Source organism: Tenacibaculum agarivorans (assembly GCF_001936575.1).
Classification (GTDB): Bacteria; Bacteroidota; Bacteroidia; order Flavobacteriales; family Flavobacteriaceae; genus Polaribacter; species Polaribacter agarivorans.
In genome coordinates, this window is sequence record NZ_MSMP01000023.1 from 35,292 (window position 1) to 48,146 (window position 12,855).

11 protein-coding genes are annotated in these 12,855 nt (G+C 30.3%); 1 reads left to right on the top strand and 10 read right to left on the bottom strand.

Annotated features, from left to right (window positions below; all coding sequences use genetic code 11):
* Positions 1-15: 15 nt before the first annotated feature.
* Positions 16-2,838 (bottom strand): leucine--tRNA ligase, encoded by a 2,823-nt coding sequence (gene leuS, locus BVC87_RS16300; RefSeq protein ID WP_075343468.1) that lies wholly within the window; start codon positions 2,836-2,838, stop codon positions 16-18.
* Between the two features lie 82 nt (positions 2,839-2,920).
* Positions 2,921-3,889 carry a hypothetical protein gene (locus tag BVC87_RS16305; protein WP_075343469.1) on the bottom strand — a complete coding sequence of 323 codons (969 nt, stop codon included), beginning with the start codon at positions 3,887-3,889 and terminating at the stop codon, positions 2,921-2,923.
* Positions 3,890-4,265: 376 nt separating this feature from the next.
* Between BVC87_RS16305 and BVC87_RS16310 the strand changes: the two genes are divergently transcribed.
* Entirely contained in the window at positions 4,266-7,127 is a 2,862-nt protein-coding gene (locus tag BVC87_RS16310; protein ID WP_075343470.1) for a leucine-rich repeat domain-containing protein, read from the top strand.
* A 205-nt stretch (positions 7,128-7,332) separates the two neighbouring features.
* Here BVC87_RS16310 and BVC87_RS16315 read toward each other — a convergent pair whose 3' ends face one another.
* The 8 genes from BVC87_RS16315 to BVC87_RS16350 all read right to left on the bottom strand — a co-directional run bounded on the left by BVC87_RS16315 (position 7,333) and on the right by BVC87_RS16350 (position 12,719).
* On the bottom strand, positions 7,333-7,866 hold the full coding sequence (locus BVC87_RS16315) for an AidA/PixA family protein (RefSeq protein WP_075343471.1): 534 nt from the start codon (positions 7,864-7,866) through the stop codon (positions 7,333-7,335).
* A 445-nt stretch (positions 7,867-8,311) separates the two neighbouring features.
* Entirely contained in the window at positions 8,312-8,587 is a 276-nt protein-coding gene (locus BVC87_RS16320; RefSeq protein WP_075343472.1) for a hypothetical protein, read from the bottom strand.
* A 14-nt stretch (positions 8,588-8,601) separates the two neighbouring features.
* A complete protein-coding gene (locus BVC87_RS16325) occupies positions 8,602-9,318 on the bottom strand; it encodes a VOC family protein (RefSeq protein WP_075343473.1) in 717 nt (238 codons plus the stop codon).
* Positions 9,319-9,324: 6 nt separating this feature from the next.
* Positions 9,325-10,203 (bottom strand): sterol desaturase family protein, encoded by an 879-nt coding sequence (locus BVC87_RS16330; RefSeq protein ID WP_075343474.1) that lies wholly within the window; start codon positions 10,201-10,203, stop codon positions 9,325-9,327.
* 46 nt (positions 10,204-10,249) lie between these two features.
* Complete coding sequence (locus tag BVC87_RS16335; protein WP_075343475.1) at positions 10,250-10,714, bottom strand: hypothetical protein; 465 nt, start codon at positions 10,712-10,714, stop codon at positions 10,250-10,252.
* A gap of 73 nt (positions 10,715-10,787) precedes the next feature.
* Complete coding sequence (locus tag BVC87_RS16340; RefSeq protein ID WP_075343476.1) at positions 10,788-11,351, bottom strand: Crp/Fnr family transcriptional regulator; 564 nt, start codon at positions 11,349-11,351, stop codon at positions 10,788-10,790.
* 75 nt (positions 11,352-11,426) lie between these two features.
* Complete coding sequence (locus BVC87_RS16345) at positions 11,427-11,942, bottom strand: hypothetical protein (protein WP_075343477.1); 516 nt, start codon at positions 11,940-11,942, stop codon at positions 11,427-11,429.
* Positions 11,943-11,960: 18 nt separating this feature from the next.
* On the bottom strand, positions 11,961-12,719 hold the full coding sequence (locus BVC87_RS16350) for an NADase-type glycan-binding domain-containing protein (RefSeq protein WP_143569809.1): 759 nt from the start codon (positions 12,717-12,719) through the stop codon (positions 11,961-11,963).
* Positions 12,720-12,855: the final 136 nt, after the last annotated feature.

Here is a 12,855-nt window from a genome sequence, read left to right on the forward strand (position 1 = left end):
TAGTAGCTTTTTATTTTATCCTACAATATTGATAATTTTTCCAGGAACAATAATCACCTTTTTAGGTGTACGTCCTTGTAATTGCTGTTGTGTTTTTTCATGCGCCATTACCGTTTTCTCAATCTCTTCTTTACTCATATCTAAAGGTAAATTTAATTTGAAACGCATTTTACCATTAAAAGAAACAGGATATTCCTTCTCAGATTCTACCAGATATTTCTCTTCAAATGTTGGAAAAGGTGCAAAAGCAATAGATCCTTCATTTCCTAATTTACTCCATAATTCTTCAGCAATATGAGGAGCATATGGAGAAATTAAAATTAATAATTCTTCTAAAATAGCTTTGTTATTACACTTTTGAGCTGTTAACTCGTTTACTGCAATCATAAATGTAGATACTGAAGTATTGAATGAGAAATTCTCAATATCTTCTTCTACTTTCTTAATTGTTTTATGTAATGTTTTTAAGTTGTCTTTAGTTGGCTCACCTTCTGTAACTTCAAAATTATCTCCGTTGTGGAATAATTTCCAAAGCTTCTTTAAGAAAGAATATACTCCAGAAATACCTGATGTTTTCCATGGTTTGAATTGCTCTAATGGTCCTAAGAACATTTCAAACAAGCGTAAACTATCCGCTCCATATGCTGAACAAATATCATCTGGGTTTACAACATTAAACCAACGTTTAGACATCTTTTCAACTTCACGACCAACAATATATTTACCATCTTCTAATTCAAATTCTGCATCAGCGTACTGTGGCTGCCAGCTTTTTAATGCCTCTAAATCTAGCTCATCAGAAGAGTTAATTAGTTTTACATCTACACGTAATTCTTGTAACTCATCTGCTTTATAATTGTCTTTAAGACCTAAAGACACATATTTGTTTGTTCCAGCAACTCTGTATACGATAGCAGAAGTTCCTAAGATCATTCCTTGGTTGATTAGTTTCTTCGCAAATTCATCAACAGGCACTAAACCTAAATCGAATAAGAATTTTTGCCAAAAACGTGCATACAATAAGTGTCCTGTTGCATGCTCAGAACCTCCAATATATAAATCTACTTCTTTCCAATACTCTACGGCTTCCTTGCTTACAAACTCACCATCGTTTGTAGCATCCATATAACGGTTAAAATACCAAGAACTTCCTGCCCAACCTGGCATCGTATTTAGTTCTAATGGAAATACTGTTTCGTTATCAATTAAATCATTAGAAACAACTTCAGCAGTTTCTACATTCCATGCCCAAACTTCAGCATTTCCTAAAGGTGGTTTACCATCTTCAGTAGGTAAATACTTTTCAACTTCTGGTAATACAATTGGTAAATGTTTCGCATCAATCATTTGAGGCATTCCATCTTTGTAATACACAGGGAAAGGTTCTCCCCAATAACGTTGACGACTAAATACTGCATCACGTAAACGATAGTTTATTTTCCCGTAACCAAATCCACGTTGTTCCATTTCATAAATCACGGTTTTCATTGCCTTTTTATATGGCAATCCATTTAAGAAATCAGAATTTGCAATAATCGTTTTACTTTTATCAGAAAACGCTTCTTCAGAAATATCTACTCCTTCAAATATATTTGGAATTTCTAATCCGAAATGCTTTGCAAATGCATAATCACGCTCATCTCCACATGGTACAGCCATTACCGCACCCGTTCCATAGCTTGCTAATACATAATCTCCAATCCAAATCGGCACTTGTTCTCCTGAGAATGGATGCACAGCGTAAGCTCCTGTAAACACTCCTGAAATTGTTTTTACATCTGCCATTCGATCACGTTCAGAACGTTTTGCTGTTGCTTCTACGTAAGTCTCTACTGCTTCTCGTTGTGCATCAGTTGTAATTTTTGCAACTAATTCGTGTTCTGGAGCTAAGGTCATAAAACTAACTCCGTAAATTGTATCGGGACGCGTAGTAAACACATCTATATTAGCATCATGTCCATCTACTTTAAAAGTTACCATGGCTCCTTGAGAACGACCAATCCAGTTGGTTTGAATATCTTTTAAAGGCTGTGGCCAATCAATACCATTTAACCCATCTAATAAACGTTGCGCATACGCAGAAATTCGCATTGACCATTGTGTCATTTTTTTACGAACAACTGGATGACCTCCACGTTCAGAAACTCCGTTTACAATTTCATCATTCGCTAAAACTGTTCCTAATGCTGGACACCAGTTTACTTCTGTATCTGATAAAAATGTTAAACGATATTGTAATAGTATTTCTTGTTGTTTAGTTTCAGAAAATGCTTTCCACTCATCCGCAGTAAAAGAAATCACCTCTTCATCACAAACTGCATTAATTTTTGAATTTCCTTCAAGCGCAAAAACTTCTTTTAATTCAGTAATTGGTCTTGCTTTATCAGAATCTTTACAGTAATAAGATTCGAAAAGTTGGATAAAAATCCATTGTGTCCACTTATAATATTCTGGGTTAGAAGTTCTCACTTCACGAGACCAATCGAATGAAAATCCGATTTTATCTAACTGACCTCTATAGGTTTTAATATTTGTTTCTGTAGTAATAGCCGGATGTTGCCCTGTTTGAATTGCATATTGCTCAGCAGGTAAACCAAAAGAATCATATCCTTGAGGATGCAATACATTAAATCCTTTATGGCGCTTATAACGTGCATAAATATCACTTGCAATGTATCCTAATGGGTGCCCAACATGTAATCCTGCTCCAGACGGATAAGGAAACATATCTAACACATAATACTTAGGCTTATCAGTAGCATTGCTTGCTTTAAAAGTTTGGTTTTTTGCCCAAAACTCTTGCCATTTTTTTTCGATTTCTTGATGATTGTATTGCATCTTTAACTTCTTGTTTTAAAGAAGCAAATTTACAACTCTCTTGGAGAAGTGAAAAAGAAAATTAATTCATGGAAACAGAATCTTATTTATTCAACTTTTTAATTTTAGAACTTATCTTTTTAAAATCTTTAGGTTTTATGTTATAAGATATTGTAGTATGTTTTTGATATACTATTTCACCTGTTCTACCATTCACAATATTAATAATTTTGTTGGAGTTGATCTGGTTATGCATCAAATAGTAAAAATCTTCTTTCTCACTCAAAATTTTTTCTTCTAAATCTTTATACTCTATAACTTCAAAATTATACGAATAATTTTTAGTCAGTTTTTCAATTTCAGGACTTTTCTTTGTATTGATAGTAAAAGGGTTATATCCATACAACAAGTTTGAATCGATATACAAGGTTTTATCTTTAAGATTTTTCAATTCAGGTGATGTAAAGTCATCATATATATCTACTGATTTTAACTCTTTCAAACTGTTATTTACGAGTTGTAAATAATTTTTCAAATAGCCTAATCTAAAATTGAGCAAATCACCATAGAGTTCTCGTTCTCCTGAAGAAGCTTCAACTTGCTTTCTTATATTTACATCTGGAGTAAAATAAATAGCGGCTACTCTTGATTTATACCAAATTGTCTTTTTTTTCCATTCTTTTAATTTATCAACTACATGAAAATCTAAAAAATTATATATGTAAGAAACCATCATACCAGACTTCGTTGTTTTTTTTATTTCCATAGTTTTAAATCTTGCTAGTCCCATATCTTTTTTTACAATATCTGTATCAAAACTACTAACATTAATAAGTTCATAGGGTGTGATATCCCAGACTTCATCAAGTAGTTTTTTATATGCCTCTTTTGAGATGAAATCTGGTAATATGAAAATGGTTTTGGTATCGGTAAATCTTTTTACACTCTTCTTTTTTAATTTTTTATGCTTATATTTTGAATATTGGAAATTTCCAATACGTACTTGGGCTTCAAGTGATGATACAATAAAAATGAGAACTAGGAATATTAATCCTTTTGATAGGTATTTCATAATAGCTTTTATTTAAATATTTACCTTGTGTTTCATTGTAACTCGAAATGTTACTATCTAATTTCATTTTTATTTACTTCAACCCTTAAGTTCATGATCTAGTAACAATAATTGTCCGTTAGTAGAAGCTTCTATAAAGATAGGATTTCCAATGCTATCTGATCCATAAATCCAATAACTTTTAGTTTTTCATCTAAATCAAAATAGTATACACTACTTTATCAATGTTGTTTGATTTTTATAAAGCTTTAATATCTGACTAGATTTATAATCTATTTATATAGAGGTATAAAACTCCCTGAAAATGGTGATGTATATACGTTGTAAATCAACTAGCTTTGATACAACAAACATCATCAAATTCAAAAAATAACGTATGAAATGTACTACTATTGAGGAAGCTCTAAAAAATTACAATGAGGTTTCAGTACTGTATTTAAAAGGAGAAGAATGTCAAAAGGCCTATACTAATGAAATTGAGAAGCTGGTTAATTTAAAATCACTTCACTTTTTACCTAATATAGAAGAATGGTCTACTTTTCCTGAAGGTTTTAAGAAGTTAAACCTTGATATGTTACGCATTTCAGGAGTTCGTGTAAACCAAATTTTAGGAATGAATATAAAAAGCTTAAAAATTGATTTAGCTCATATAGATTTTTTACCACTTTGTAAAAATTTTCCAAACCTTGAAGAATTATCATTATCATTTGGAAAAGCAGCATTTTCTATTCCTAAGGAAATTGAACAATTCACAAAACTAAAAAAACTAACCCTTAAAAATGGTACTTTGATAAATGTTGCTGATGAAATTGAGAACTTAACTACACTTATCTCTCTTGAATTAGAACGTTTAAATTTTGAAGAATTACCTATACAATTCACAAAAATTCCGAATCTTGAAGAAGTATCTCTAGATCATTTTTTCAAATTAACTCAATTACCAGAGGAAATTAAAAATTGGAAAGCTTTACAGAAAATTTCTTTTAAATTTTGTTTTAAAAATAGACAAGAAAAAAGTTTTGATGAAGAACTTTTTATTGAAGAAAAACCTATATCGTTACCCAAAAGTATTTCTGAATTAAAAAGTTTAAAACAATTTCATGTTATTTTTTGTCCTATTCAAAATCTAGATCCTCTTGCTCAACTCACTCAATTAGAAGAAATAGGCGTTACTCAAGCCAAACTCAATAATATTGATGCCGTTAAAAACTTAACTGGATTAAAAAAGTTAGACCTTCAGAACTCTTATGATCTTACTACTATAGATCCTATAGCTGGACTAACAAATTTAGTCTACTTAGACATTTCTAATGTAAATGTTAAGGATTTACATCCACTAAGTAAACTAACAAAACTTGAGTATTTAAATATTACTGGATGTACATTAGATAAAAGTAATTTTAAAGTGAAAAATGCTCTTTTACCTTTGTACAATTTTGAAAATCTGAAAACAGTGAAGTCATCTCATCTTACAGAAGAAGAATGGGAAAAAAGAGATAAGAATAAAGCTTCTATAAAAAAAATGAGCCCAGAAGAGATTATTGCTATCTTAGAAAATAAAGATGCTAATCTTACTAGTTTAGAAGAAGCCTTACATGCTATTGGTGATATGGAATCTGTTTTTAATGTGAGTAAATATGATGCTTACGATGGGACTTTAGCAATACCTGTTCTCGATAATGCCGTATCTTCTCATATCAGTGAATTAAGCGAAAAGACATTGCAAAAACTAATTTCTGTAAGCTTTTCAGATACTGGTTTGTCTGATAGTTATGAAGTTACTACTATTGTAATTCGTGAATTTATAAACCGTAAATCTATTGAAGGACAAGATCATGTTGTGGAAGCATTTCTGAATTGTATGAAATATTATGATGCTGGTCATCGTCATTACGGTTCTACAGTTCAAGATCAATTAATTGATGATTTTTTACCTCAATTTGAAGTTGAACCGCTCGCTAAATTCATACTCTCTTTAGGTAGTGCTATAAAACACCCAGAATATGGTGATGGAATATGCGAATTGTATGCTGATATTTTTCCTAAAATGAAAGATGATAAAACTTATGAAGCTGAAATTATAGGCGACTTTACTAATTTTATTTTTGAGAATATTGATGAGGAAACAATATTAGACATACTTGACGATGTTTTAGCAAAAGATATTTCTAACACAGCTAGAGAAGTAATTGAAAAAGTTAAAAATATTGCTTTTAGAACAAACAAAGCTTTACAAGGTGAAAACGCTTCTGATTTTGAAATCATGTTGCATGATGTACTAAATGGTGATTTGCCCTCGTATCTATTTAACGATTATAATCTGGAAAACACCTTCAAAAATTTTAATATCCAAGAGCTTTCTTTTGATCTTTTACTTGATGTTTTCGATTTTACATTTTTTTCTAAAAGTTACAGAACATTACAACAATTAAACAAGGTACTTTTTACTCTAGATCAAGAGAAGTTAACAACATATTTAGAAAGTATTTCTAAAGACAATGAGGAAGTAACAAAAATGCTTATTAAAATCTTAGATCATAAGGTTTCTAGTACAGAAGAAAATTACATAGATAAAAAGGCTTATGGCAATTTTGCTGCACAATTCAAACATAAATTACAGGGAAAAACTAAAGAAGATATTGAAAGAGAATTAGCGAAACAAAAAGAAGCCGAACTCAAAAAAGCTGCTGCTAAAAATCAAAAAAACGAATTAAAAGAAGCTTTTCAACAATCTTTAATTAGTGGAAACAACGACACTTTTACCTCTAAAAGTCAAATGATTATCACTAAAAAGCAACTTAATGATTATGCTTTCGACATGGCTAACTTTACTACCAAACTATTAATTAATTCTTTAATGAAAGGTGATTTTGTTGCTGCTAAAAATGTATTCTTACATTATGCCGAAAAACTATTACCAGTAGTAGGTATGAATCAAAAAACAGATGATGTAGCATCTAATGCTATTGTTCTAGCTATACTAGCTAAAGATAAAGAAGTAGAAACTTTGGTTTTTGAAAAGTTATTACCTAAAGATTTTAAAACTAATGATATCAGCAATGAAGTGTTAGCGTTTAACTTATCTTGTTACTATGCCAAAAATGAAAAAAAAGAAGAAATGTTAGGTATGATTAGACAGTCTTTAAACTTAGGGAAACAACCTTCTCAATTTAAAACTGATTCAGATTTTGAACCGTATTGGGGTGACCAAGAGTTTATTGAGGTGTTAGAAGCTTAACAATTAAATTGTTTAAGTGAGACGACGCTTAAAAACAAAGGAGTAAATAATTGTTGAACTAAATTTTGTTAATGTAAAAATACCTCTTTAATAGAATCAAATTCCTTCAGTGCAAAATTTATGAAATTGCTTTAGAGTTAATTATCCTTACGACTATTGAAGAAACTGGTACACAACATTACATCGCATACCAGTTAATATTTTCTTAGTTTACATTAATAAACGGATCCCACATGAAATACCCTATAGTATTGCCTGTCGAATTATCTACCAACACAAATGAAAGTGTGTATTGAATTTTTAAGCCAATCTTCAAAATTGTTCCAGTAACTGTATTCACTTGATTTGTAAATTTCGTAGGTGAAGTTGAAGCTGGATTTCCTGTTCCTAAATAAGCATAAGCTTCACCAGAAGCATAACTCAAAGGTGTATTTATAGAATCCGATGGATTAAAAGCCCCTGAATACAAAAATGGAGTTTGATCAAAATTGTTATCAAATGTTGTAATAGCCCATTCTACACTATCCCCTCCATTTGCTGTAATTTGTAATTCAGAATCTCCCTGAGTACCATTACTCACTGAACTGTTTGGTGCTATCATAGATATATACACATCTGATGTTCCATATGATCCCAAATTTGTTGGTGAATCAGCTGAACCAGGTTGGATTGAACCATCACTAACTTGTTCTGCTAGTTTTGCACCATCTACTGCGATTAAAACGTTAATTGTTGCCATGATTTTTTTAATTGATTATTATTTTCCTGTTTTAAAATTAGGCTTTAGGATTTCGCCTTTGTAATTAAAAATTGATAGTAGCTACTCAATCGAATAATTTATTTTAATTACAATTTAAATTTGAGAAATTAATAACTTGAATTATGAAAAAATGCCATTAATGATCGATATTATAGTTATGAAAGTACGAATTGAAGGTATAGAAATGAAGAGGATACACAAAATATAAACGTAATAGCAGTTTAGTGTTTCAATCTAAGTTTTGCATTTTTATAAAAATTTAGTTCGATCTGAAGTATTTGAGCTTTAAATTCTGACAATATGCTTATACAAAACGTTAAATGTAGTATTTAGTGTTAATTTTCGATGTTGAAACACCAAATTTTATGATTGCCCAACGACCATTTTTGCCGAATTAGCTGCTTCGTGAACACTTGATCATTCACTAATTTGTATATGCATCTCCTGTAAAAAATAATTTATTACTAGTAAACTTTCCAAGACTTCTAATATTTTTCCAATTCTCTAAATAGTGTATATATGTAATTTGAGTAAAAGATTCCTTTGTGCAATTTTGGAAAAGTCTAGCTGCACCCTCTCCAATAACCCTAACTTTATCTTTTTTAAAATTGGAATCCTTCGTAAATAAATTATAAGAATTAAGTATCGGTGATCCAATTCTAAAGAGACAATACGTTTTTATAAATTTCTTTCTTTTCATTTCAACTGTAGATTTTAAATCGCTGTAATATAAAAAAATGCCTCACCTGAATTATCCGTCATCAACAATCGGTTAGCCTCTTCATGTATTTGCATCCCTCCATTTTCAAGAATTATTTTTCGTGTTTTTTGTATATCTCTTACACCAAATGATGACACCCAATATTCATATTTTCCTTTGTATGCATTATCAATTTCTAACATATCAGATATATGCTGGTTATCACTAAAAATTTGATAGGCTCCATTATTTGATTTTCTGAATTGCCAATCGAAAATACCTTCATAAAAAGAAATAACTTTTGTAGTGTCCGATACGTGTAATTCATTCCAAACTAAAGTATTTTCTTCATTCTTAGTTCGAGTAGATTCCAGATGATCTCCTTCATAAATAGTAAAACCAGCTCCTAACGTATCTCTAAGTAACGCTACTTTACCAAAACCAGGTATATCTTGTTCCATTTCAACAATACCGCCTAATTCACGTACTTTATCAATAGTTTCTTTAGCATTGTCTACCTGAATGTAAGTCATCCAAAAATGAGGCATTCGCATTTGCTTAAATTTTTCAGGCGTTTCATACAAACCTACTACAGGAATAGTATCATTATAAGCTAAATAGTACTCATTGTCTTGATAATATTTCCAACCAAAAACTGCTTCGTAAAATGCAATTGTTTTTTGAGGTGTGTATGTAGATAGATCTGAAAAAATGATATGATTTGATTTCATCTGTGTTTATTTTGATTCCCAACCAGGTGGTTTTATTAAACATAATAACTTATTAATAAACCCCTTGGTTGTTGCTACTTTCTTTCCTAGTCTTTGCAAACCATGAAAAAAAATCACAAATGGATTATTAGAATTAATAGGCTTATCAATACCATAACGTACGGTTTCTACTTCGGGTTCAAAAGTGCCAAGAATTCTATCCCAAATGATTAAAATTCCTCCATAATTTTTATCCCAATACTGCCGATTAGAACCATGATGTACTCTGTGATGTGATGGTGTATTAAAAATGTATTCTATTGGTTTTGGTAATTTTTTAATCATTTCAGTATGTAATAGTGTTTGAAATACTTGTACAAAAACTTCTGATAATAATACCAAAATTGGATCGAAACCTAACATTACAATTGGAATCGAAAATAGTAAAGGAAAAACCGCATCTAAAGGTCCAAAACGATAAGCTACAGACATATTGAAATGCGGCGAACTATGGTGTACCGTATGTGTTGCCCAACCAATACCGATACGATGCATCATTCGATGATCCCAATAGTAAGCAAAATCAGCCAATAGTACACAACAAATAATTGTAATCCAATTTAGTGGTAAATGAGGCAAGCTTAAATTATAATGCACCCAAAAGTATAGCTTAGTAGCAAACAAAATACCAATAATATATTCTATGGTAACAAATGCACCTAAAGTGATGACATTTGCAATAGAGTCAAAAATGACATCCTTAGAGAGTCTATCTTGAATTTTATAGCGAACTAGCTCTACTATAAAAAATGGTATAATAAGATAAACTAGACTCCAGTCGTTAAAAATAGAAAACCAATATTCAACATCTACCCAGTTCAGTTCTTTATTTAAAAATTCAATCATAACCTATTATTTTGGAGCGTATTTAATTTATCTACTTTTAGTTTTTTTATTGTCGTTTCCATATTTCAGTGTCTTTATAACCATAATAATCATAAGATACATACAACTCACTGGATTTCAACTCTAATTTACATGGTATATCATAAATTTTGTTTTTATATGCTACGGAGTATATACCCTTTCCTTTATTATTTATAAAGGATGTTAAGGTGAAAATTTTAGTGTGATCAGAAGTAAACTGACCTTTTACATCCATTAGTTTTATGGAATACCCTACTAATTTGTTATGCTCCATTTTTAGCTGATACATAACAGATCCTTCTTCTCTGTAGTCCACTTTCCATTTACCTTCCAATGGATGTTTACTAACCTTTATTGTAGTTTCTTCTTTTACTACCTCCTTTTCTTTGTAGTTAGAAACATTGATGGTATTAGTCTCTAAAAAATGTGGAATTCCAGCTAGTACAATAATAATAAATGTACTAATGCTTATTAACTTTATGTTACTCATAATCATTATATTTTTATGATAGCACAAAGCTAAATGGATGAGAAAACGTTTCTTTTGATCTATATCAAAAAAATCATTTCTCCGCTCTGATTCGACTTAATGTTTCTTGTGAGATGCCTAAAAAAGATGCTATCAATCCTAGTTTTACTCGAAGTTCTATTTGAGGGAAATACGATTTTAATAACTCATATTTCTCTTTTGCTGAAAGAAACGACCAACTCATTGAAAATTGATCTATAAACACCAGCATTTCTTCAGCTAATAAACGTGCAAAGTTCCCAAAAGATGGAAAATCTGCTATGAGTTTTTGATAATTTTTATACGTTATTCGATACAATGTACAATCTTCTAAACATTCTATAGTTTCCGAACTTGGTTTTTGCATATAAAAACCAGACCAAGCCGTAACAAATTGTTCTTCTGTATAAAACCAGGAGCTTATTTGTCGACCATCATGATAGTAATAATTGTGTAACACGCCTTCTTCTATAAAATACAAGTAATGCGCTACTGCACCTTCTTTTAAAAGTAGGTCTCCTTTTTTAGCTTCTACTAATTCAAAACAACTGCTAATTTCATTCCTTAAATCAGAAGAAATATAAGCGCGTTCAGCAATGTATTTTAATAGGTTTTCCATTTTACGAAATGGGTTTATAACTAATGAATGTTATTATTTAATACTCTTTTGTTTGTTTTTTCTAAATAATTACTATCATGTATTAACAACTCTTATTATTTCTTTAATCTCTTTTTCTTCTTTTGAACAAAAGATAAAAAAATCTCCATTTATAATAATACTATCTGGGTTAATATCTTCGACTTCTTTCCAGAATGTTTTTTGTATTTCAATTTTATATGTAGTAGAGTCAGAAACGTCTTGATCTCTTAAAGTAAATCCACCATAATTTACGAAGTCAGTCATTTTTTCAAACTCAGCTTTCTTCTTAAATATACACCATTGATCATAACATTCATATATAGGTTCATCTAGTTCTTGTTGGTTTAGTATTGGTGAGTAACTTATTTCTCCCTTTTTATACCAATTCCTTTTTAATTCGCTTTCTGATGGAATAAAAACACATCCATCAAATGCTACTATCCCAATATATCTATCAATTAGTAAATTAGGTAAACTCCTTACAAGATCAATTAAGTTAAAATCAGCAGAACTGAATTCAATCCAAAAATAACTTTCTTTGCTTCCTGTTTCATAACTGATTTTACTCATAATTATTAGCAATATTTGTTAATGCACATCTATTCCATCAAAAAATATTTCAGAAATAACGGTGTCTTTATATTTTTCTCCTTTGTACACTTCTAGTATTTCAAAGCTAATTTTCCATTTGGGACGTGTTTTTAGCTTTTCATAATCTTCTCTGTCAGCATAACCTATAGGCTTTTTAAACTTGACAGCTTGTAATGCATACGTATCTTTTAAGTGTATGATACCATAAACCTCATCATTAATTGATAATTTCAATTTTTTAACGCGAGAATTTGCTTTCCAAGCTTTAGTACTCTTTACATAACCATTAGCTATTTTAATAGTGGTTACTCTTGGGTGATTAGGTGCAAATACAAACTCTATTTTTTCTCCAATTCCATAATCGTTTTTACCTTCAACCCAAGCAGTTTGATAACTAAAATCAGTTAAATTCTTGGCTTTGTAATCTATTTTTCCGTTTGGGGCAAGCTCAGAAGAAGTAGTTACTGTATAATCACCTGCACCACAATACCAACTACAACCTGCTCCTTCAATATCCCACATAGACATATACGTTTCATCATATCTTTCAAAAAGTTTGGTTTCTTTAGCTGTGAGGTTATCCCAACTCTTTTTTTCAGATTCCAGATCTTTTAATAATTGTTCTCTTTGCTTCCATTCATTTTGGACTTGTATTCCAAAATCGAAATCCATTTCAATTGTGGTTTCTAGTTCTTTTATACTTTGAGAGAAAGAAGACAAATTAATCAGTAAATATAATAGTGCAATTTTTTTCATATGATCCATAATTATCCAATGCTACTTTATTTCAAAAACATTAAATGTTTCTAAAAGTTTTCATCTTATTATTAGTTCCAAATTTAGAAAACCAAGTTTAAATTAAATAATTGAGATACTAGTTTTTAGCTTTATC